This window comes from Proteus faecis (assembly GCF_003144395.1).
Lineage (GTDB): Bacteria > Pseudomonadota > Gammaproteobacteria > Enterobacterales > Enterobacteriaceae > Proteus > Proteus faecis.
The window spans coordinates 23,233-50,096 of the sequence record NZ_PENZ01000032.1 but is presented as its reverse complement, the minus strand read 5'-3'; the positions used below and the strand labels follow the sequence as shown (position 1 = coordinate 50,096).

Annotated in this window: 8 protein-coding genes; 1 reads left to right on the top strand and 7 read right to left on the bottom strand. The window is 29.2% G+C overall.

What is annotated here, in order from left to right:
* Positions 1–255: 255 nt before the first annotated feature.
* The 4 genes from mog to tal form a co-directional block, all read right to left on the bottom strand.
* Positions 256–843, bottom strand: coding sequence for a molybdopterin adenylyltransferase (gene mog, locus DK858_RS08875; RefSeq protein WP_109397100.1), 588 nt, complete (start codon positions 841–843; stop codon positions 256–258).
* Positions 844–1,066: 223 nt separating this feature from the next.
* Positions 1,067–2,050: an SEL1-like repeat protein gene (locus tag DK858_RS08870; protein WP_109397099.1), complete on the bottom strand. Its 984-nt coding sequence runs from the start codon at positions 2,048–2,050 to the stop codon at positions 1,067–1,069.
* Between the two features lie 360 nt (positions 2,051–2,410).
* The gene (locus DK858_RS08865; RefSeq protein WP_109397098.1) at positions 2,411–14,734 is read right to left on the bottom strand and encodes an anthrax toxin-like adenylyl cyclase domain-containing protein; all 12,324 of its coding nucleotides are present in this window, start codon (positions 14,732–14,734) and stop codon (positions 2,411–2,413) included.
* Between the two features lie 394 nt (positions 14,735–15,128).
* Entirely contained in the window at positions 15,129–16,082 is a 954-nt protein-coding gene (gene tal / locus DK858_RS08860; RefSeq protein ID WP_072063732.1) for a transaldolase, read from the bottom strand.
* 304 nt (positions 16,083–16,386) lie between these two features.
* On the opposite strand from tal, the gene yaaA reads away from it, so the two are divergent.
* The gene (gene yaaA, locus DK858_RS08855) at positions 16,387–17,169 is read left to right on the top strand and encodes a peroxide stress protein YaaA (protein ID WP_109397097.1); all 783 of its coding nucleotides are present in this window, start codon (positions 16,387–16,389) and stop codon (positions 17,167–17,169) included.
* Positions 17,170–17,232: 63 nt separating this feature from the next.
* On the opposite strand, the gene DK858_RS08850 is transcribed toward yaaA, so the two are convergent.
* The 3 genes from DK858_RS08850 to thrC all read right to left on the bottom strand — a co-directional run bounded on the left by DK858_RS08850 (position 17,233) and on the right by thrC (position 26,861).
* Complete coding sequence (locus DK858_RS08850) at positions 17,233–24,576, bottom strand: RTX toxin (protein ID WP_228407269.1); 7,344 nt, start codon at positions 24,574–24,576, stop codon at positions 17,233–17,235.
* A gap of 335 nt (positions 24,577–24,911) precedes the next feature.
* The gene (locus DK858_RS18315; RefSeq protein ID WP_228407267.1) at positions 24,912–25,406 is read right to left on the bottom strand and encodes a hypothetical protein; all 495 of its coding nucleotides are present in this window, start codon (positions 25,404–25,406) and stop codon (positions 24,912–24,914) included.
* A 162-nt stretch (positions 25,407–25,568) separates the two neighbouring features.
* Positions 25,569–26,861, bottom strand: a complete 1,293-nt coding sequence (thrC, locus tag DK858_RS08845; RefSeq protein ID WP_109397096.1) for a threonine synthase — start codon at positions 26,859–26,861, stop codon at positions 25,569–25,571.
* Between the last annotated feature and the right edge of the window lie 3 nt (positions 26,862–26,864).

Below are 26,864 nucleotides of genomic sequence, written 5' to 3'. Positions count from 1 at the left end.
GTTTGAGAATAAGTTGATAATTAAAAATTATTATTTTTCAATGAGTTATATTAAACACGAATTATATCATGACTTATCTGAAATACTTTTTTAAGGCCAGACTTAAAATAAGTTCATAATTATTTGAAAAATAATATTTTTTTAACTTTAACAATAAAAATATCAAATAAATATAAGGTTACTTTTGCATTATCCAAACTTGGCTAGCACGTTTTCTAGCCAGAAGTTGACGACAAAAATAACCTCTTAAATTATTTATGCTGAAGTCGCGCGACGGGCTGATTTAGGCCTAAACGCAGCAACAATAGCTTCATTAGTTTCGACATAAGGGCCATCAAGCAACTGAATGCAGTAGGGTACACTGGCAAAAATACCGCTAACAATCACATTCCCCTCATTATCTTTTAATCCTTCTAACGTTTCTGCAATGGCTTTAGGTTGGCCTGGTAGATTTAGAATTAACGCTTGGTTACGGATAACACCAACTTGGCGGGATAAAATAGCGGTAGGTACAAACTTCAGACTAATTTGACGCATTTGCTCGCCAAAACCTGGCATTTCTCTATCGGCTATTGCTAATGTGGCATCAGGAGTAACATCACGGCGAGCAGGCCCTGTTCCCCCTGTTGTTAACACTAAATGACAGCCAACTTCATCAACTAGCTCACACAATGTTTGCTCAATCATAAGTTGTTCATCAGGAATTAAGCGTGATTCGATATGAAAAGGCGTTGTTAATGCAGCTTTTAGCCAAGCTTCTAAAGCGGGTAAGCCTTTATCTTCATAAATCCCACTGGATGCGCGATCAGAAACAGAAACTAACCCTATGCGTAATTCGTTCATATCAAACCTCAATTAATCAATCACCGTCTAACTTGCGCGCAGATATTACCATGAGAACACAATAGAATTAAAAAGAATCTCAATATATTACTGATATTTAATATTTGATTATTGAGAATCAATAATAAAGAAATGATAACAATCTATTTTTATTCGGCTTTAACTAAAATAAAAAAGGGAGCATAAGCTCCCTCTCTTTCATCTTGAATAATATTAATTAATATTACTCATCAATATATTTAGCAATATAAGAAGCGGCTAATTTTTTCGCTTCAGCTAATTGTGCAGCATTTAATGCACGAGCAGTACGTTTTAGCATCGCTTCATCACCATCACCATTTTCAACAGCAACAGAGAACCATGCGTAAGCTTCTTTCAAATCACGTTTAACGCCCTTGCCATAATAATAGTTTAAAGCTAGGTTATTTTGAGCTAAACCATTACCTTGAATGGCTGATTTTCTATACCATTCAACTGCTTTACGTGCATCTTTAGCAACACCGTCTCCTTCATCGTACATTACGCCTAAATTATTTTGCGCATCACGATTACCTTGATTTGCTGCTTTGGTATACCAGAAAACGGCTTTAGAGCCGTTACGTTCTACACCTTCACCATCATCATAGGAAACAGCCAAGTTATATTGTGCATCAGAGTGACCTTGTTCTGCTGCTTTTGTATACCAAACTACCGCTTTTTCATGGTCTTGTGCTACACCGATACCTTCATCATAAGAGATACCAAGGTTGTATTGTGCATCACTATCGCCTTGCTCACCGGCTTTAGTATACCAATACACTGCCTTCTCATGGTCTTGCTCTACACCGTCACCATCATCATAAGAAACAGCAAGATTGTATTGGGCTAAAGAGACACCTTGAACAGCTGCTTTGTTATACCAATAAACCGCTTTCTCTGCATCACGGTCAATATAATCACTCATATCATACATAAGTGCTAAATTTAACTGTGCTTCAGCGTGGCCTTGCTCAGCAGCTTTGGTATACCATTCCAGCGCTTTTTGTGCATCTTGTTCAACACCTTCCCCGTTCTCATATTTTACGCCCAATTGATACTGGGATGCAGCGTTTCCACCTTCAGCACTTTTTTCAATTGCAGGTAAAGAGAAAGCGGTTTTGCTCTCTGCCATTGCAGCGCCACCGAAAAATAACGATGCAAGTACCGTTGCCAAGACAATCTTTTTCATAATTCACCAATAATAAATAGAGTATTTTAATAATATATTTTTATAATTATTACTGGATAAATAATATATTCCAATCAATTTAATCTGAAAACTGACTGAAAACTGATTTAAGCATTATTTTTAATCTAAAAAAAATGAAATAGCCAACTACTAAAATGGGATGTTGATATTAAAAAAAGAATTTAACTATAGATTATAATAAATTTTCGATTTTTTAGTCTGATTTACCCCATAATGGAATAAATTATGGATGAGGATTTAATAAAGAAAAGCACTAAAAATTAGGCCCATACGCTACGGTATGGGCTCAAAATTAATACATCAAATAATGACGATTTACCGTTTTGTCATCGTTAATGCTCAGGTTAAATGCTGGGTGATAATTGGCAATAGTGTCCAATCTTGGGCTTCAGGTAAAAACATTCCCTTCATAGAAGAGAGCTGGTTTTGATTAAACTGAGCCATCTCATGAATAATTGATACTAATGCTTCGTCAGTTAGCACACGCTCTTTTTGTTCAATCTGATAAGAAGCCCGCGGTTCTTTATATTTATTTTTTATTCTTACAATAAAAGTATTATCCAGAGAACAAAGAACTTCATCATTATCATCACGAGAAGAGGACATCATTTCATCTTTATTCAACCCTGTAATAAAGAGAGTATTATCCCCTTGACTATCATCAATCGTAATTTCACCATGATGTTTGTTAATCAGATAGATATCGTTACCTTCACCACCGTCTAAATAATCATTGCCTGTATCTGAGATAAGAACATCATTCCCTTTCCCACCAAAAAGTTTATCGTTGCCTTCATTAGCAAATAAAATATGATGTCCACCTTCTACAATGAGGGTATCGTTACCCTTACCGCCAACAATAACAGAACACCCTTGATTTTTATTAATCACAATATCATTACCCGCTAACAGATCGATAACAGGCAATAACATAATATTTGGAATCGATTTATGTTTAAGCAAATTAGATAAAAAGGCTTGTTTTTGTAATTCTGGGGATAAATAGACATCAAATTCATCCATCACAATTTTATTTAAGACTATATCTTCAGGGATAATAATACTATCATCAGATTGAGTTATAGATAGTTTTTCTTTCATAATAGGTGTTAATAGCTGATTACTGCTGTCTCTATCTGGTAAAATAAACATTTTACCGTATTTATCGATAACTCGTATTTTGATACCAGAACGCAAAATTGATCTTAGCCCCCACTGAGATACGTTCATATCAAGCCGACTATGCCCATCAGGGTTATAGCGATGAGATATAGCACCATTTTCAAACTTAAGCTCATAACCACTTACATCAGGTAAAATAAAAGTAGAGATATTATCAATATTCTCATCGAGATTATTTTTGTTCGGTAACACTTCAACATATTCATCTTTGTCTTGAGCTATAAACGTTTTTAATTGATAAACATCAACGCCTGCCGTTAGCCTAATTCGTGAATGATTATTAATTGCGAGATAAGTATTATTGTTACTATCACCTTCAATGCTGAGTTCTAATGCACTGCCGTCAGAAAGCCCACTGTATTCTAATTCTGGCAATATATTATGCTTAACAGCCAGAGTGCCTGAACGAACATTAAACTTTCGTTCGTCGTTATTTATGTATATATATTTATATTTATCATAAAGATTTGAATAGGACTCCATATAACTAAAATAAAATAAGGGATCACTTTTATTCATCACATTATTATTAAAATTTAACACAAACCCATCATTAGTAATAAAACAATAATTTTTTAATAACTCATAACCAGTATCATTTGTAAATATATTCTTTAAAGTAACGGATGTTAAAGGAAGAAGCGTTTGTATTTTATCTTTATTATCAACAAATCCATTATCTAATATAACAACGATATCGACCCCTACTCGTTTTATTGATTTTATATCTTTAAAATTATGTTCTAATTTAATAATATTTTGCTCAACTATATTTGATTCATTTTCTACTTTATCTTTTCCATTCTCTTCATCAATTATAATTGATATGTTTTTTTTATCTTTATAGGAATTATTTAAACGTGAAATAATATAAATATCGTTACCTTCGCCTCCATTAGCAACTCCCTCTGATAATTTAATAATATCGTTGCCTTTTAATCCTAATATGCGATCATGACCTGAAACACCATCAATATAATTATCTTCGTCATTTCCTACCAATATATCGTTACCATTGTCACTACCAATAACATTTTCAAAACTATCTAAATAAGCAATAACTCTATCTGTCTGAAGAGAAATATTAGGCATAGAATCACTAATTATAACGGGAGATGCCACCCTTTTTTTTTCATCAAAATAATAAAGTTTTGAAGGTTTAAATCCAATACTATTAGTAGTAGTAGGCTGATTTTCAGAGCCACAAAACTTTACATAATTATCACGTAAATTTATATTATAACCTGTGTATAGTGGTGATTTATTAACGATATGCAAAGTATCGATCCCCTCCCGGCCATAAAAACGACTGGCATGCTCAGGTGCATGGGTAACAAAGAGATTAAAGTTATCATTCTTATTACCACCACTTAATCTTTTTACTCCATTAAAAATATCAAATGTATTGATTGCATTTTTTGGTGCTGAAATAATATCATTTCCGTTATTTGTATTAAAATAGAAAACATCATCACCATCACCAAAATAATCATATGTCGACTGTACTTCATTAACATTAAGTAATCCTAAATCAGGATTTAGTTTATCAAGATTAATATTATCTTTCGTATTTCTTATTAATGTTAAATATTCATTAGTTTCTAAATCGACATTATATTTATATAATTCATCAACATAAAAATCCAAATCAAAGATAATTTTCTCATTTGTTGGAATGGGATATTCAGGTTCATAATATTTATAATTTGTTTTAACTGATACCAGTATATCATGTTCAGAAGCTATATTTTCAGCCTCTTCTTTCTTATAGAGTTTACTTAAATGATTAGAAATAATTGAAATAGGACCATTGTTTATAATCCCAGTGGGATCTTGAGAAAAGATAGTTTTTACACTATAGTAATATTTTTCTTGATAATGGTACTCTTCATTAGTATAAAAATAATAACTTCTTGGATTAGATTTAATTAATTTTTCATGAAAATTTTTACTTACCTCATCGGTTCTATTACGAAAATAATCTTTGGTATCAAGTAATGTCATTTCATTTTTTTTAGATGGCGTTAAATCACCTAAGAAAACAACCGATAATCCATTCTCTATCTCTTCACCGATAGTAAAGTTGACTCTTTTTTTAGCTTCTTCAATTACCCTTACTGCATTATAGATAGCTAAAAAAGTGGTAATTGCGGCACCAATCACAATACCGATCGGTCCGGCGGCTGTACTACCTGCTAAAATCGCGATTGAAACACCAATAGTGACTAATGCCGAAACGACGGCAAACGTGCCATTAACAATATAGTCAATTTTTTTTCTCGTATCAGTTTCACAAGCGATCTGACTAAAATTGTCATACGCATTATAAATATCAAAACCCACTGAAAGAATATTTAACGCAATTCCTATGCGAGTGCTTATTTTCCCTACATATTCGGCTGGATTTGCCCTATATCTCAACATTCCTTTTGCAACAACAATTTCAATAATTTCAGAAAGCCCATTGTATGCCATTTCGGACCACATTATGGCTAAATTCTTTACCATCTCTTTGTGTTCGAGTGGGGTTAATTTTCCACTTTCAATAGATTCAACCATTTTCATGGTTGAAAGCATTGTTTGCCATATACCAAAACCAATATTTGCATAACCAACTTTGGATATAATTCTCATATGACGAGGAATTTTCAAAGAAGGATTTCGTAGTTCATGCCAATAATTAAAATCAAACTCACGATCATTCAGTTCAATAATTTTAATTAACCTTTCTTTTGCTGCCATATAATCGATACGAGAAGTATCTACAGAAAGAATATTTTTAATATTCTTTTCTTTATTTTTTAAAAGTTTTCGAAATAAAGAGACTATTTGTTTATCATCATCGCTACCAGAAGCAGACAAAAAGAAATCATTTAATTTATCAGCATCAAATCTTAATTTATTTTGCCAATCAGATGTTTTATGTAGATCGACACTTATAATAGATTTTCCTTCTATTTGACACCCTAGGTGAGACAAAAGATCTTTATTGATATTAACACCATTTATTTCAATAAAATTTTGTTTATTGATATTTGTAATAATGTTATTTTTCAATACATTCATTTTGTTAAATAATTCAGTGGGAATAATACCATCACCATCAACACGATAAATTGTACCTGAAAAAAGCTTTTCGCTTGAATTATCTAATGTAATATTATTTTTCACATTATCTACTTGATGTAGAAAACTGAACAAATCTGAAGTTATTTGTTTTTTATTATTACCTGTTATACTGATATCACCAAGCTCAGCAATAAAAACATGAAAAATAAATCCATCATCTTCCGTAGAAACGATATTTAAATTAATTTTTAAGCCATCAATTTCTAAAAGATAATGACCAACAGGTAATTGAGTGATCTTATTATTAAGCCCTCCATCGATTATTCTGGTCATATAGCCACTCATTTCTTTTTTATTATAAATATCATTAAGCAATGAGTTAAAAACAGATAAGTATTCTGCTTGCTCTTGATTCAATTGATTTGAAGAAGATTTTTTATATAAAAACTCTAATAAATGAATATGTTCCATTAACGTATCATGGCTCATTTCTTTATTTAATCCACTATATAAAAGTGTTAACAAAGAAGTTATTTCATTATTATATTCAAAAGGTAGTCGTAAAATAGATGTTTGATATTTATTTTTATTTTGTGGTGATTGAAGTAGTTTTTTCTTTAACGCTAAAATAACATCTTTATAGTTTTGCTTATCATTTTCAGTTCGTAATACTTTATAAAAAATATCATGAATCGAGTCCCCTTTAAAATTAGTTTCTTGAGTTAAATAAAATTTCATTCTTTCAATAGCATGAGTAAAATCGTCATAACTCTCTTGGTTAGAGACTATTCGCAATAATTTTCCATTTAATGAGTTAAAATCACAAGAAAAAAATTCCATCAATAGTGATTTTGAAGCATCAGATAATAGATTTATACAGCTAGGCATATCATTAATAGCTTCAACGAGTATTTTTATATTGATAGTTTTTTCATTTAACGAATTATTTGAATAATAATGATGACTAAAGCTTTCCAACCACTCTTCACGACTGATTTTATTATTTACATATTGATTATATTTTTTGTTTGAAAGTGGATCATTAATAATTTCATTAAGCATACTGATATAATCTTTTTCTGCTCCAAATATTGATGATAACTCTTGAGCATAGCGATATTCAGCATATTCTGGTGTTAATTTCTTATTGATAATTTTATCAATAAAGTTACTCTCAACGGTAGTGTCTATAAATTCGTTGTTAATTTTATTGACTGTATCAAGTAGCTGTTTATCAGAAATTACAGTTTCCAAAGTTTCAGTAGCGGTACTTCTATGAGTATCAACAGCAAATCCTTTTAAATTTGCATTATAAAGATCAAATATGGGTTCACTTTTGACTAAAATATCAGTCGCTTCTAATACGATATAGAGTTTATTATTTTCTTTTTTTTGTGAAATCACACGATAATGTTTGCCTGGAGCAACCATAACTTGGTCGGTAAATCTATCACTAATACCGGTCAGCGTTCTAGCATTATGCGTTCCTACGATAGATATAAAGACGTTACTTTCATTTTTCTTTATTTTTTGGGGATTTCTATTAGCCCTCAGAACACCGCTAGTTGTGATAACTGATCCCGCTTCAATATTTTTTGTATAACTGGATAAATTTTCTACATAAATAGATTTATAAATTGATCCTTTGATTTCAGGTAATTCTAATATTATATTAAATACATTATTTAGTCGGGTTGCATCTGTACGATTTAGATAGTTTTTTTGATCAGAAATAATATAATCAAATAATTTATATCCTCCTCTTTTAAACCAGTCTAAATCTTTTTTATAATGATGGATTTTCTTTTTTAAGCTTATAGACAGTTTATTATAAACACCATCACCATCCATATAATTTTTAATAGCCTCCGCATGTTGGTAAGCCGATTTTAATAATGCTATTTCTTTGTCTACTTGCTCTGAGCCTGTATAAATAATATTTTCAAAATTATTATTTTTTATTAACTCAAATACACGATTAAAATATTTATTATTAATATCATCCAATGATGATTGATAATTATTTTTATAGCTCACTGAAAATATTTTATCTAGTGTTTCACTATTATTTATAAAGTTTTCAGAATTTTTTCTTCTTTTAGAAAAATAATCTTGTCCTGTACCCTCATTCCATTTCTCATTTATAGGTGATATAAATCCATTATTTATTACTAACTGCTGAAAATCTGAAAATTCTTTTACATTACGAATAATAATAGTATTGTTTTCATTGATAATGAAAAAATCTTTTAAAGTATTATTATCACTATTTAATACTTTATTTAATAATTCATCTGGAACGAAAAAGGTTGCTGGAAAATTATCAGTTATTACTGAAAAATGATTAGTAACATCTGCGCCATGATGGATCATCTCTTTTCCTCTTTGTAAAGAGGTATTAATTTTATCTTTTACTTTCTTAACATGAGCACTGATAAGACCTAACTGTTCACCCTCATAGCGGTCATAGAGATCTTTATTATTATAATATTCTTGGTAGGTAGGTGATAATTTTTCGTAATCAACACTACTTTTCCATTCTTCCCAAGATACAGGTTTTTTGACCATTGTCGTTTCGCTGAGATCATTATAAGAATACATCACTGTAAACAAATCATAATCTGCAATCATTGGTTTTTTGGATATTGGGTCACCTAATACATGGACAGGCACTAATTTCTCATTATCATGATAATTAACTGTATAAAAAATTTCTCCATCCTGATTAGATTTAGATAGATAGAAATCATAGTCACGATTATCTACACTACATGTAACCTGAATAGTGTCGGTTAATAATTCAGGAAGTTGTAAAATATTATTGTGATGTAATTCTCTAATACGCTCAGATGAAAGTATGAGTGGTATCTTGATAGCATATCCTTTATCAAGAGCTCCCTGAATCGCTAGATTATATTTGGTTACATCATTTCTGGCGGATAACTTAGCAAAAGATTGGTCAACAGGAATAAATCCTGCCATAGGTCCCCAATCAGCACTTTTTCCTTTAATTAAAAGCCCTTTACTGCTGTATTGTTTAGATTTTATTAATGACGTTGATTGAACATCTATTGGTCTAACACCAACAATCACATTTTCACTATTTGCAATTTTCCTGAATGTTTTTTGATCATTATCCGGCATGCCAATAACTGGAGCAGGCTCTTTTTCAATCGGTAATAAAATCAGATTTCTTGATTGATAACTAGAAAACTTTCTGGTTGGATCTTGTTGGCGATATCTAGCATCGGAAAAACGATTATATGCTTCTCGTTGACTAAAACTAAATTCTTTAACCTCATGACCAAACGATTTTAAATTTCTATTGATGAAGAGATTATTTTCATCTGTAATTTGATGATCATAAGCAATATAAATATTCGCTTTAAAATTTAATTCACCAATTTTATTAACAACTGATATTAGATCGTTATTAGATGAGCTTAAGACAATCCCTTCTGGAAAATAACCTTTTTTATTTAATGATTGGTATAAATCAATTACTTGTTCACCACTTCGGTTATGCCCATGCAGTAGAATTGAATCCGTATCTGCGTTATATCTTGCTTTCAAATACTCAAACGCTTTTTTACCTGCATCAACGTCTGTAGAACCATCAACAATAAAGAGATCGTAACCAGCTCTATGATATTCTTGAGAAAAATTTAAATAATGGCTATTTAAATCATTATCATCCGTTAGAAGTAAAACAACTTTTCGACTTGTAGCAATTTTTGTATCAGCAAAACAATAATAACCGTTTATCTCTGCGGTATTAATTGTTAATAAACTACCCTCTACTTTTTTACTGTTAATTATCGATTCTTTATATTTAACATGATAACTAAAATCTATATTTTCATGTAAATTAGTATTAACACCTCGATAATTAATAATATTACTACCAACTATATTATCTAGTGATTTATTATTTATTTTTATTTTCGAAAGGCTTTTAACATTAACATCAAGGACTTTATCAAACAAAAATTTATTTTTAATATTTTTTTCTAAACTGTATATCTTACCTGCATTTATCTCTTTCGATTTAAAAAAATCATTAAGATAAGATATGAATTTCTTTTTAGATGAAAATTCGACCAATCCAAAATTAGGATCATAAAAACCGAAGTTATTATTTTTTTTATCTAAATTAGCCCAAGCAGTAATAACATGATTTGATGTATATAATTGCAAATAGCAACCATCTGAATTGAGTTTTTTATTTGTCAGTTTATTAATAACATAATCTAATGAGCGTTTATTATTATCATTCAAGCCTACCGTAGTTGAAATTCTATGATGATTTTCACTTAATTCATTAAGACTCGCAATAAGTTCCTGACTAGAACGCTTAAATTTATATTCATCATAAACATCATGATTTATAACTGATTGTGCCAGCACTAAATTATTAATAAGGCTTTCAACTCTTCCGATATCGCCTGTATGCTCTAAATGTTTTGCAACTAACATTAATATTGTTAATGCTTCACAACGCCCTGCGCTTCCATCTTTTAAATTAAGTAAAATTTGTTGCTGAGGAAAAAAAGAGTGTATTGCTTTTTTATCTATACCATTATTTTGATTAATTTTATCAAACAGCCGAGTAAAATTTTTATTCTGCTTGGTTTTTAATCCTGATTGGTAAGTTCTTAGATCAATTTCTCTAACTATTGCACCTAGTTGTTTCTTTGTAAGACTATATTTATTTAATTCAATATATTCTAAAATTTCTTTAGTTGTCATTTCTTGAGAATAGTTATAAATGACCGTTTTTATATCATCTTTGTAGCCTAATAAAAAGTTTTTATCGCGTCTAAATTCCGGATATAAAATTGATAATTTTTTATAGATTTTATTGGAATAAACAACATTACTAAAATATTCTTTAATTTTATTATTGTTTTTTATTTCACAAATTATTGGTTCATCAACGTCCAATTCAGAAATTATAGTATCTATATTTTCATTTCTATCATTTCTGTGATTTGTTGATGTATTGGTATAAACAGTATCAGTTTGTGATCTTCTAATCTCTTTATTAACAACATTATAAATAGGTGTGTTTAATTTATTTGCCAGCCCCTCGACATGTATAATTCCATCTTTAAAATTATAAAGTTTATCTTTATCTGCAATAACTAGAACCCCCTCGCCCATAATTGTATTTTCTGTAATTATATGATGGAAGTTTTTAATAGAAAGGTTTTTGCTAATAAATTCATTATGAACTCCATTAATACTACTTTCACCCGTAGCAATAATAGAAATATTATTTTTAGCACAGGTTTCTACTAACTTCCTCAAATTATCATTATCTTTTAATAAATTTGAAATTCGAGTATTGTTTTTTATTCCTTGAAGATAATTATTTAAATCCACTTGATAGATTTTCGGTATTAAGTCTATAATTATTTTCTTAACATTGTTCATTATTATTGTTGGGTTATCTAAAATAAACTCTATATTTTTTTTATTATTTTCAAATAAAATAAATCCTACACCTGTTTTTTTTATATTATCTATAACTATTCTTTTAATTGTACTTTCTGAAATAGTATTATCAAAACAAGGATATTCATCATTATTGGTAAGTACTTGACTTTCTGTAGTCGAAACGAAATTACTCAGTGCATCGAATTCTAATTGTAATATTCTATTTACATAATCATTATTAATAAATTTCTCAGAAAATATCTCTTGATTAGATTTTGAATGTCCGTCTCTATGTTTATCAATCTCTTTATCTATAATTGACAATAATGCTTTAACGCCTTTATTATTATTAAATAAAGTCAATTCATTATAATTTATTCTTAAGTTTAATTGATTATCACCATCAAAATAAATCCTATTTTTTAGTTGATTAATATCTATATCATTTATTATTTCTTTTAAGTTATGATTATGATTATCAAACACTATTGTATAATCGTAATTTGCTACACCTTGTGGCCTGCTTATTTTCTCAATTAAATACTTATGCGTTATTATTCTATCGTAAACAAATTTACTGTCGTTAATATTGCCATTATTAACACCATTTACCATGACTTGATAGAGCTTAGTAGCAATAATGCTATTTTTTTCAGCTATAGCAATTATTTTATTTTTTTCACTTTGCAGCCCGCCAGAAAAAAGGCGGTTCTCTACATCGCTCTTTATTTCTATTAATTTATTATTTACCAGATTATCTTTATATTGATTTGTGAATATCGATATTGCATTAAGCAATTCTAAGCTAGACTTTAATTTTTCAAAATAGATATTAGAATCTAATTTATTTATTAAATTTTTTATTTTTTCAAAATCAAGTTTAATTATATCTTTAAAATTTGATGAAGAATTACCAATGATACGAATATAATCATTGCGATTAAACTCAATATAACCAACCAGCCTTTTATCTGCCCGCACAGGGTTAAACTCTATCGGTGTAATGGCTATATTATTATTTGTTTTCTTTAAAATAATCTTGCTGGCATTTTGATGCTCAATTATTTTATTTATATTTTCTTTTATTAAAAAGAGTCCATCTTCAACAATCGGTTCTACAACACTTATTTCTATTAATTTATTATTGTGCTTTATTTGTACTATTAATATCCCATTTTCATCATAATGCATTACTCTCCCTATGCTATCTTTAGAAAATTCCAATGAAAAATCGATTGTTTTTAGCTTTTCTGCAATACCTTTATTTCTAAACACCTCTCTACTTTTAGATGATTTTTCATTACTAAACAATGGATTATATTTTTTACTACTCACTTCTACAAATTCATCAAAACCATAACATGATATGTTCCCTTGTTCATAAAGCCCATAGATCTTTTGCTTTTCTTTAATTATCTTTTTCAAATCTTCGATATTATCAAACTCAAAAATACCGAATCGAGGTTCAAAAAAAGTAACTTTGTAATTTCCATCCGAGTATTTTTTATAAGTAATTGCTGTTTGATGTTGTTTATATTCGATAAATATATATCTATTATCATTTCCAGTAAGTAACCCATCTATTTTTTTGAAAAATACTTCTTCGCTTAAAAGAGTTCTTTCTTTATTAATTGGTGATAATCCGACATCGCTCAGTACACTAGAGTAAGGAACTTCACCATTTAAATCATTATATAAATATTTTTGTCCTTTAATTCTTTCTTGCTGATAATTATGTGCAATAATAATATTCTTCGTTTCTTCTGTTAATTGCATTAAATTATATTCATATATATTTCTTTGTAATACTTCATAGAAGCCACCTACTTTATCTGAACTAGGCTTATTTTTATATAATTCGGCAGATTTTTTTAACCACTTTAGGTAATTTTCAGCACTCTCTACACCAGCATTTCTAACTTCTATTAAATACCTTAAGCTCAATCCATAACAAAACCCACCCATCACATCTTCTAGCAATTGACCAGTATAACTACTCGCCGCTACATTTATTCGTTCTAGCATATTTTTTAATGGTGAAATAAAATCTTTTCCTTGTGCAAATATGACACCACTTTTATTTTTTTTCTCAACGATCCATTTATTATTTTTCTGATACAGTAATACTTCAGATTTATTTTTAATTTTATAATTATTTTCAGAAATGATAGAAGTCGCTTTCTCAATATTATCTGTGTAGATATGAACGAGTGTTTCAGTATTAGCTTTATCATTTTTTACTATAAAAATCTGTTTATAATTGTATGATTCAACTAATTTTATAGAGAGGTTTTCATTAATCTTCACAATCTCATTTAACTTTATATTATTAATAATTTGTTTACTTAAAAACTTTTCATCTATATCCCATTTTTCTATATTTCTGGCCAATTGAGTAAATTCTTTTCTCTTATATACATTTATATTAACTTGTATACTTCCATCTAAATGAGTTATATTGTCAAATAAATAATTTAACAAAAGTTTTCTATTATTAAATGAACGCTTCTTTCTATTAAAACTGATAATTTCATATTTATTCTTTTCATTATCAATATAAATATAAAATCTCGCCCCTGAAAAATTAAGATCATAAATACTATATTTGTTGCTTGTAAAAAATGTTTCTAATGTTTTTTTGTTCGTCGTCACCTTATTAACTATTTGCTGTGTTTGTATATCTTTAATAAAAGATTCTATATTTTTATCTATTTTATTCTTAATAGATATCATTTTTCTTGTTTCTTTATTTCTATCATAAATAGAAAAAGATTCTTCTATTTTAAATAAATATTCTTTTGCAATATATTCATTCTTATAAGTAGTAAGAATCAAATATTTTCTTAATAGTAAATTTCTAATGTCATGATAATTTATTAACTTATCTGGTATATTAGTTTTAATATATTTTTCTATTCTTTTAGAAAGATTATCAATATTAATATTTAAAATCGTTGTTTCATGCTTATTCATAATAATATTCCTTTACCTATAAGTAAAATATAAGTTATTTTATAATAATTAGGAGCTATAATTATATTTTGTCATAATAAGTTGATTTTAACTTTTATAAATTCGTTTTTTTAGGTAGGATGCTATATATATTTAATAAAAAATGCGTATAGATAATTAATATAAATAAATTTTTACTATTTAAGTGATTTTTGAGAGCAACAATATTCGCATGAGCAATCATTATAAAATAGGCATTGCCGATAGGAATAAATAAAAAATTAAATTTATAAGAGAATTGTATTTCGCTTAAAAAAAAACCCTATGTGAAGTACATAGGGTTTATCTGTAACCTGAAAGTCTCACCCAAACGGAGGATAAGCACTTCCCTCATGTATGAGAGTTTAATCGCAGATTATAATAAATCAGCAATCATTTTCTCTAATTTTTCCTGATCGACAGCAAACTTACGAATACCGTCAGATAATTTATCTACTGCCATTGGATCAGCGTTGTGCTCCCAATAGAATTGAGCTTCAGTGATAGCTTCTGGACGCGCTTTCACTTCGCCTTTGTAGGATAATTTATGTTCAACTTCACCTTCAGCTTCTGATAATTCTTTTAACAGTGCTGGAGCAATAGTTAAACGGTCACAACCGGCTAATTCTAAAATTTCACCTATATTACGGAAGCTTGCGCCCATAACAACCGTGTTATAACCGTGTTGTTTGTAATAGTTATAGATTTCAGTAACAGAAATTACACCTGGATCTTCAGCTGGAGCAAATTCTTTTTTATCGGTATTGGCTTTATACCAATCCATGATACGACCAACAAATGGAGAAATCAGGTAAACACCTGCTTCAGCACATGCACGCGCTTGAGCGAAAGAGAACAGTAAAGTCAGGTTACAGTTGATACCTTCTTTTTCTAATTGCTCTGCGGCACGGATACCCTGCCAAGTAGATGCTAATTTGATAAGAATACGGTCATTACTGATACCCGCATCATTGTAAAGTTTGATTAAATGACGTGCTTTTTCGATACACGCTTGAGTATCGTAAGAAAGACGTGCATCAACTTCTGTTGAAATACGACCTGGGATCAGTTTTAAAATTTCTAAACCGATATTTACTGCCAGTTTGTCGCAAGCATCAACGATTTGTTGTTCACGAGAATCACTTTGTGAACGCGCCCATTCAATCGCTTCATCAATTAATTTACGATATTCAGGAATTTGAGCTGCATTTAAAATTAAAGATGGGTTGGTAGTTGCGTCTTGTGGCTGATACAGTTTCATTGCTGCAATGTCACCAGTGTCAGCAACAACAGTTGTCAGCTTACGCAAAGAAGTCAATTTGTTAGTCATTTTGTTTATCTCATCTACTAGGTAAATCTGTTTGCAGTCACCTGCGGATATCTATTGATAATAACATGGACTGCTCACACTACAAGACGCTTAGATTCATACAAAGCAATTATTTGAATGCCAAACGTTTTCGCAAAATAAAAGCAGAAAAAAACAGAAGAGAACCACGGGCTGAATCGTTTAAATTATCAGATTTCATGACAAATAAGAGAAACCATTGTTTTTTCCTATTACTATAATTTAATCTTTAATCAAAAGAATTTGCTATATTTGGTCAATATTAAAATAACGTATCGAGGGAATTATGCTAATCACTATTTCACCAGCAAAAACACTGGATTTCGAATCGCCTTTAGCTACAACGCACTTCACACAACCTGAATTGCTAAAATATTCCCAACAACTTATCGAAGAATGTCGAAAATTATCATCAAGTGATATCGCAAGCTTAATGAAAATAAGTGATAAACTCGCAGGATTAAATGCCGCCCGTTTTGGTGAGTGGCAACCTAATTTCACACCAGAAAATGCACGACAAGCTATTTTGGCATTTAAAGGTGATGTTTATACTGGAATGCAAGCTGAACTTTTTTCTGAAGATGATTTTCAATTTGCACAACAACATTTACGTATGCTTTCTGGCTTATATGGCGTATTGCGTCCTCTTGATTTAATGCAACCTTATCGTCTTGAAATGGGTATAAAGCTAAAAAATAAAAAAGGCAGCGATTTATACCAATTTTGGGGAAATACCATTACAGAAGTGTTAAACAAAGCACTTGAAGAACAAGGTGATAATATTTTAATCAATTTAGCGTCTGATGAATATTTTAAATCAGTTAACCCGAAAAAACTGAACGCTGAAATTATTAAGCCTGTTTTTCTTGATGAAAAAAATGGCAAATATAAAGTTATCAGCTTCTACGCTAAAAAAGCCCGTGGATTAATGAGTCGCTTTATTATTCAAGAAAAACTAACTAATAAAGCGCAACTGAAAGAGTTTGATCTTGAAGGTTATCAATTTAATTCTACAGAATCAGAGGGTAATACCCTAGTATTTAAACGTGCTGAATCCATGGCTAAATAAATTTTGTTTTAAATTAAACGTTCAATGATGAAATAGCCCTTAATAAAGGGCTATTTTTTATCGTTAGAGTTCCCAATGCTTTACTACCGCTGATAATGGTGACCATGCTAATGGCAGAACAAGTTCACTATCTTGCATTATCTTTAATTGTTGTTCATTAAACAGCGCCATTTCTTGAATAATTGCAGCAAGAGATTGTGCGGAAAACATACTTTTTTTCTCCGTAATAGAAACTGTTTTATCTTGTTGCGCCTTTACAGTTAAAATAAACTGATTATCCTGAGTTTTATACTGCATATCATCGCCTACTTGAGAAGCAATAAGTTTGTCGTGTTTTGATAACCCTGAAATAAAAAGGTGGCTACTGTTCCCTTCATCATAGATAGTCACTTTACTCTGACGCTTTTTCACAATATAAACATTATTGCCGGCACCACCAGTTAAATGATCATCACCAAATTCAGATATTAATAAGTCATTTCCACTTCCAGCATTAAGATTATCATTCCCTTCTCCTGCAATTAAAATATGATGCCCATGATTAACGACAATATGATCATCCCCTAATCCACCATTAATCACCGAACTATTTTTATTACGATTAACAACGATATCATTCCCTTCCATTGGCTCAATAATTGATAATAAGTCAATCGCTTGATTGAGTTGTCCTTGCGAAACAAGTGAATAAAGTGGTGAGTAAGAATGAGAAAGAGAATATTCAGATAACGTCTCTTTATTTAAAGTAAGAGATTCAGGGATCATAAGTATATTATCTTCAGCTGTTATTGCTAAATTTAAGTCTGTAATAGGAACCAGCAAACGTTGTCCGCTCTCTTTTGTTGGAAGAGTAAAAATCCGATTATCTTTATCAATAAAGCGAAGCTTCATTCCAGCTTCCAAAATAGTATTAATATAGGAGGGTTCAAAAGCCAATTTTAAGTAAAAATCCGGATGATAACGATGTGATATAACATTATTGCTAAACATTAAATCAAAACCGCTAATATCAGATAAAAAGAAACTACTGATATCGTGGTAAGATAATTTTTCTCTATTGTCAGGAAATAAAATATTAATTTTATCATTTCTGTTGGAAGCTAAAAATGTTTTAATTTGATAACTATCACTACCTGAACTGAGTGTAATAATCGAATTTTTTGTAATACCAAAATAATGATTATCTTGAAAATCGCCTTGAAGACCAAACCGTAAGTTCTCTCCCGAAGAAAACCCACTATATCTTAATTGTGGTAATAAATTGATATTTTTAGTTTTATTCAAGTATGAAAGAGATAAGGAGCGATTATTATCATCAACATATAATGATTGGATATCATCTTCAGTATTATTATATTTACCTATATAACTAAAATCATATAATAAATTATCTTTATTAGCTTTACTTGCCGTTAATATAAAACCATCCATTGTTGTCAAAGTATATCGATGAACCAATGAATTATTTTCTTTATTTTCATACACATTTCTTAGTGTTATTAAATGATAAATAGATTCGTTATACTGATTTCCATCATTCACTTTAATATAAAAAACAATATCTTTCCCTTGGCGACGAATAGAATGTATTTCATCAAAATAATAATTTAATCTTATAAGACTAGTTTCCACTTCACTTTTTTCATTAATGATAGTTTCAAACTGAATATTGTAATTTTTTTCTAAAGAGGCTCGTAATATAAGATAATTATCATTTCCATCACCACCTTCAGCATATCCCTCTTGTAGAACTAAGGTATCATTTCCCCCTAATCCATATAATAAATCAGCTCCCCCCATGCCATCTAAGTAATTAGCTTTATGATTACCATAAAGAGTATCGTTGCCAAATTCACTACCAATAACATTTTCAATACTGTCTAAATAAGCGATAACGCTATGATTTTGCAAGATAATATTAGGCATGGAATCAACTATTTTTTTTGAATAAAGATGCCCATTCTCTTGATAAAGAAAAAGTTTTGAATGGAAACTTTGACTATTTGTTTGCTCTTCTGAAGGTTTAAATTTGACGTAATTATCTAATAAATTAACTTCATATCCTTGATATTTATTTGTTGTTTTTACAATACGAAGTGTATCACTTCCTCCTCTACCATAAAAACGACTTGCATAAAGCGGAGACTCTGAGGCAAATAAATTAAATATATCTTCTTTATTTCCCCCACTTAGTCTCTTCGTTCCATTATAGATATCAAAGGTATTCTTAGTATTTGAAGGGGCTGCAATAATGTCATTACCATTATGTGTATTGAAATGAAAAACTTCATTTTCATTCCAACCTGATGAGTAATATTTTTTATTTTTATTTGATTTTATTAAATCACTTATTAATTTATTTTCACCCAATAATAATATACTGTTTTCCCTCGTTGTTTTCATTTTTCTAATAAAATTACTATCAATAACGTCATCAAAAATAGGTGAATGACCATCAGGAATAATATCTAAGGTATAACGCTTTAATTCTTTCACATAAAAATCAATATCAAAAATAAGTGTTTCATTCGTAGCAATGGCTTCTTTAGGCAAATAGTATTTATATTCTGTCTTTTCTGCACGTAAATGATAAGAGAGCGCGGCAATTTTCTCTGCTTCTTCTTGACTGAGATTTTGAGACATCCGTTGAGCAACATAATCTCCCAAGGGATTTAAAATTGAATCTATTGTTTTTCCTATTAAGTTTGGCAAAACTTTATAATAATAATATTCTTGATAAACCTGTTTTTCATTTGTATAAAAATAACGACTCTGATAATTTTGTTTCTTTATTTCCTCAAGATAACTAATCGCTTTTTTATCAGTCATCTCTTCTAATTGTGTTTCTGTTTCCAGATAGACAATTTCATTCTTTTTGTCTGGTAGCAAATCCCCCATCAAAAAAGCATAAAAACCATTATCTAGCTCTTCTCTCAGTGTAAAATGCACTTTTACTTTTGCTTCTTCAATAAGTCTTGCTGCATTATAAATCGAAGTTGCAAGTGCAATAACGGCACCAGCCACAATACCAATAGGGCCTGCAAGCGTTGAGCCGGCAAGCATTGCAATAGAAACCCCAAGCGTAACCAATCCCGAAACAACAGCAAGAGAACCATTAACAATATAATCAATTTGCCTTTTTTTATTATCCTCATCAGAGATACGGCTAAAATTATCGTAAGCGTTATAAATATCAAATCCAATAGAAAGAATATTAAGTCCTACTCCAATTCTTGTGCTTATTTTATTGACATATTCCAATGGATTATGCCGATATTTTAATAAACCTTTAGCTAACGTAATTTCAATCATTTCGGAAAGGCCATTATAAGCCATTTCAGACCACATGATGGCAAGATTATTAATAATCTCTTTTCTTTCTTTCATCGTTAATAGCGGATTATTAAGTTGTTCCGCAATCATAAATGTAGTATTGATTGATTGCCACATACCAAATGTAATATTTGCATAACCAATTTTGCTAATTATTTTCATGTGACGAGGAATGTTTAATGATAATTTTCTTAAAACATCCCAATCTTGTTCTTGATACTCTTTATGACCTAATTCATTAATTTTAATTAATCTTTCTGAAGCAGCTAAATAGTCAATTCTATTCGTATCACCAGAGAGTAAATATTTAACTTTATCTTTTTTATTATTTAATAAGTAACGAAATAAAGAAATGAGAGATTTATCTTTTTCATCCCCAGAAAAAGAGAAAAAATAATCATTAAGGAGATAAGGATCAAAGCTAAGCTTTGATTCCCATTTATTTACTGTATTAAGATCAACAGAATCGAGACTTCTTCCATTAATTTTCGCCCCCAGATTAATCAATAGTTGTTTATCAATAGAAAAATCACTTATTGTTATAGTTTCTTTGTTAAGTAATTGTTGATTATTCACCTTTAAAAGTTCTAACGGATTTAAATCATTTGCTTGTTCTAAGGCCTTAGCGGGTGGAAAAGAATCAAGTATCATCTTATGATGAACCATCGTAATGATATTTTGAAATGAATTTATTATTTTCTTATAGTTTTTAAAAATAGAAATATTATCTAGTAATGAACGATATAAAATTCCATTTCTATTTTCATCAAAAAATGAAGTGAGTAAATTCTCTGAAAAAGAACTTAGGTTTTTTATCAATACAGGATTGTCATAAATTGAATGAATAATCTTAATGGCTTGATTTGCCTTTTCTATTAAGGTGCTATGCTCTTTTGTTAGTAAATCTAATGAATGCCATTGTTCAAATGATATTTCACCTAATAAATATTGATTAAATTTATTGCTCATCAATGGATCATATATTACTTGTGTGAATTTATTTTCTAACTTCTTTTTATCTATTGTCTTAAAACTGACTGATAATTCATCTATATATTGATGAATTGCTTTTTTTATTGAAATATCCCCTTTGATAATTTCATTACTGATACGTTTTAGTTCTTTTCTATGATATTCTACATTAACAGCATCTACTTTATTAATAATAGAACCAATTTGATACATATTAAGATCATAGCGATTTAATGTAATATAATTCAAAATATCAGATAATATTATCTTATCTGAATAATCCACGATCACCTTTTTTATTTCTTTGTCATATCCTAATTTAAACTCTTCATTTTCTCGATAATTAGGATACAGAGATGAAATGACTTGATAGATTTTTTTTGCTATTTGATTATTTTCTATCTCTATTTTCTCTTCATTTGAAATAACAAAATCATCATCATAATTTGATGATAAAGGCATTATATTAAATGCCATTGCTCCCATAAGTAGTGGTTTATCAATATACTGTCTCTCAATAATGGGTTTCACAATGATATAGTCTTGTAAAAGAGAGACTTTATTATCAATGATCTGATAGATCGGCATATTTAATCGCTGAGCAATACCTTCAACAAAAAAATCACCAGATTGATAACTTAATAACTTTTCTTTTTTTGCAAAAATAATGGTTCTTTCATTAAAGAATTTATTTTCATTAATAATATTTTGTAATGTATCAACATCATTTTTTTGTTTAATAAAAGTATGATGGAAAAGCGTATTATCTTCACTTCCTGTCGCAATGACTCTTATTCTATTTTTTAAACAATAATCAAGAAAAGCGCTTATTTCTAGGTTATCATTTAAGTAAATAGCTAAATCTTCACTTTTTACGCCATTATAAAAATAGATAATAATATCATCTTGATAGAAGGAATTGATACTATCAACAATAACATTATCAATATTTTTATTACTAAAGAATTTATTATCCAAAAATAAAAATTTAAAATTATTTTTATTATCATCAAAGAGCAAATAGCTACTATCTATCTCATTTTTATTTTTAGAAAATGAATATTCAAATATATCAACAGGATTATCTTTATCAATATAAAAATTACTAGGGTGATAACTATAATTATGTTCCCTATAGCCATTATTGAAATAATTTTCTAACTGACAAATTTCATGCATGATCATTCTATTAGTAAATTGATTATTTCTAAAGAGATCAAAATAGAGTTCACTATAATATCCAACTTTATCGCCTTTATTTATATCTATTTCTGTTTCAATCAAACTCAGTAACTTATTAACATACTTATCACTTCTATACTCTGATAATTTCTTATAATTCTCTTTTAAATGTAATTTACTTTCATCCTCAATTAAAATGGTATTCTTTAACTCAGGTATATTAATACTCTCTACTATCTCATTAACATATTGATAGCTATTATGAAACTCGATAGTGTAATCATACCCCTCAACGCCAACACATCTTTTTTTATCTATTGACAAATAAGGACTTTCAATAATTTGATTATAAATAAAATTACTTACACCATAAGTACCATCACTAATTTCGTTTACCATCAATTGATAAAATTTTGCTGCAACCAAACTATTTTTCTCAGCTAATTGCATGAGTTTTTCTTTCCCATAATTTAACCTGTCATAAAATAGTTTATTTTCTAACTTATTTTTTACTTTATTTAAAATTTCAATAAGCGATATGCTTTTATTATCACTGTTAAAAATATTGATTTTATTAATTAGAGAGAAACTAGCTATTAGCTTATCAAAATAAATATTTCCTTTTAATCTATCAATTAAAGAAACAATTTCTTTCAATTCTTTAGCTTTTTTTCCTTTAACAATATGGCTGTTTATTTCAATTAAATCCCGGTAATAAATATCATTAAATTCAATATACCCATTTTGTTTCTTGATCTCTTGAAAGTTGTTTAATTCATCCACAACAATATCAACACTATTATCATCATTCTTATTTAAAATAATCTTACTCGCCTGACTATTTTCAAGAATATCATCAATATAATTCTTAACTAAATAAACACCTTCATCAACATATGTATCTTTTACAATAACTTCAATTAAAATATTTTCTTTTTTAAGTTCTAGAATAAGATCTCCTTGTTTACTATAATGAACAATTCGCCCTGTGATATTATCTTTAAATGGTAATGAAAAACCTATTTTTTTTATATTTTCAGCAATTCCTTTATTTATTTCTATATTATTACAATCCCAAACACTTCGGTAATTTGAAATCTCACTTTTGGTATATTCATCAAAAATGATATATCTTTGATCATCAACATCATCTGATCCATAAAAATCCATTTTCTTCTCTAATACTTCGTTCATAGATCTAACATTAGAGTATTCTAACAACTCACTATTAGAATCAAATAAAGAAAATTTATAATTATTCTCAGAATATCTTTTATAGGTAATCGCAATAGCATGATCTTTAAAGGCAATAATAGCATAATAATCATTGTAGCTATTCATAACATGTTCTAAGTGTTTATGAATGTTATCTATATTAAATACTATTTTTTTAACATGTGATTTTTTTAATCCTCGATGTTCTAATATCTGACTATATTCAAGTGGCTTAAATGTATCAAAAACAAAATATTGTGATTTTTCACCTAATCTATCCATTTGAAAGTGTTGAGAAAATATAATACTTTTAATTTCTTTAATTAGATTTAATATTTCATATTCTTGTATACTATTAAATAAAATAGAATCCAGTTTATCGGCTATAAATTCTTTTTTACTCTGATAAGAAGATATGCTTTCTTTTAGCCAGAATAAGTACTTATTTCCTCCTTCTAAGCCGCTGTTTCTAACTTCAACTAAATAATTTAAGCTCAATCCATAACATAAACCTGTTAACACATGAATATGACTAAAATCATAATTAGTTTCTGTTGAAGCAATAAGATTGACTCGACTCAGCACTCTTTCTAAAGGTTTTAATAGATCGGTATATTGAGAAAACTCTTTCACAATATTATTTTTTATTTTAGTGATAAACCAACCAGTACCGATTTTATAGAGCAAATGTTCACCACTCTCCATTATCTGATCGTATTTAGATTTTGCAACTGTAAATGCTTCTTCTATATCATCGACATAAATATGTAATACCTTTTCTGTATTTTCTATTTTATCTCTAATAATAAAAATATTTTTATATGAATAACTTTCATTTAATTCAATAGAAATATTTTCATTAACATTTATTTGTTTCCTTTCCTTAATATCATTAATTATTTCTCTAAAAATATTTTTACTATTTACTTTCCAAGTTTTATTATTATTAAAATAACTAACATACTCTTTTCTATTATAAAAACGATAATGTAATAAATTACTATTACTTTTATCACCTATAACATCATAAACTTTATTTATTAGATCTCTCTTGTTATAAAAAAAATCGCATATCCATCAAAATTAATAATTTTGAATTTATTGTTTTCATTATCTATTTGTATAAACATCTTATTATCTTCAAATTCTAGATAATAATCACCTGATATATTATTCTGGATTAATAATTTCAATCGTTCTTTTTGTATTTTATTGGCTTCTCTGCTTGCTATTTTAGCACTATTTGAAAATAAATTTTCTATACTTGAATTAATTTCTTTTCTAATAAAATCAATGCCTTTTGTGAAATCATTTTTATGATAGAGTGAAAAATTATTATCTATCTTTTCTAAGAATTCATTTGCAGCATATTCATTTTTAGAAATAAAAATAGAAATATAATTCTCAGTTAATACTCTTTTTACAGAACTTAGTTTAAAAAACAGCTCTGAACTATTTTCTTTTATATGCTCCTCTATTTTTAACACAATACTATTAATAATATCTTTGAAGATTATTTCTTTTAATCCATTCATATTTAATTTCCTGAACGCTAATTAACTCTCTTACGGGAAATAAAATATATAAATTTGTTTTTATGTTTTTTAAATACTGATTTTCCTATTTTTAGATAAAAAAAGCCCAACATTTTGTTGGGCTTTTTAATTAAATATATATCTAATTATTTAAGTTAATTGTTATTTAGGTGCCCTTTCAAGCAAAAATGCACGTAGCTGAGAAAAATCAGCAGGTAAGAAATGTGAGAGTAATTCTTTATCTGCACGCTCAGCAAGCTCTTTAGGTAATGGTAATTCACCACCTAAAATACGCTCAACACTTTCTTTAAACTTCGCCGGATGAGCGGTTCCTAAGAATAAACCATATTCACCCTCTTGAAGTTCATCACGCAATAAACGATATGCAATTGCAGCATGAGGCTCTGAAATATAGCCTTTCTTCGCGAGCTCACGCACGGTTTCTTCTGTTATTTCATCACTCACTGAGCCATGAGCAAGATCGGAAAGATCCCAACCTTTACGACGATACAATTCTTCAATACGTGGCCAGTTATTTGGTTGGCTAACATCCATTGCATTGGAAAGTGTTGCAACAGTACGGTGAGGTTCCCATTTACCGTTATCTAAATAACGAGGAACTGTGTCATTCGCATTAGTTGCCGCAATAAAACGCTTAATAGGTAATCCCATTGATTTAGCCAATAAGCCTGCGGTTAGATCACCAAAGTTACCACTTGGTACTGAAATCACTAGCTGATCATGCTTTTCAGCAGGGATTTGTGCAACTGCTTCAAAGTAATAACAAATTTGAGCAAGCAATCGGCTGATATTAATAGAGTTCGCGGAATTCAAATACATTGTTTTCTTTAAGAACTCATCATCAAAAGCTTGTTTCACTAATGATTGGCAAGCATCAAAATCATCTTTAATAGCAACAGTGTGAATATTTTCACCTAATGTACAGAACAGTTTTTCCTGTAACGGGCTAATTTTGCCTTCAGGATAAAGAATAACAACTTGTACATTTTCTAACTTATAGAAAGCATGAGCGACAGCCGCACCTGTGTCACCTGATGTTGCTGTTAAAATAGTAACAGGTTGGTTGCCAGCAACTTCTGATAACATTTGCGCCATAAAGCGACCACCAAAATCTTTAAATGCCAGTGTCGGGCCATGGAAAAGCTCTAAACAACTCACATCATCTTCGACTTGGGTGACTGGTGCAGGAAATGCAAATGCAGTACTAATACGTTTTGCTAATACATCAGAAGGAATTTCATCACCAATAAAGGCTGTCAAAATACGGCTACTACGTGTTGCAAAATCAAGTGCTAATAATTCATCAATTTCAGCTTTAGAAAACGAAGGTAAGTCTTGTGGAAAAAAGAGCCCTTGTTGTTTACCCAAACCTTGTTTTACTGCTTGAGCAAAGCTGACTTGTTCTTGATTATCTTTCAAATTATATAATTTCATGAC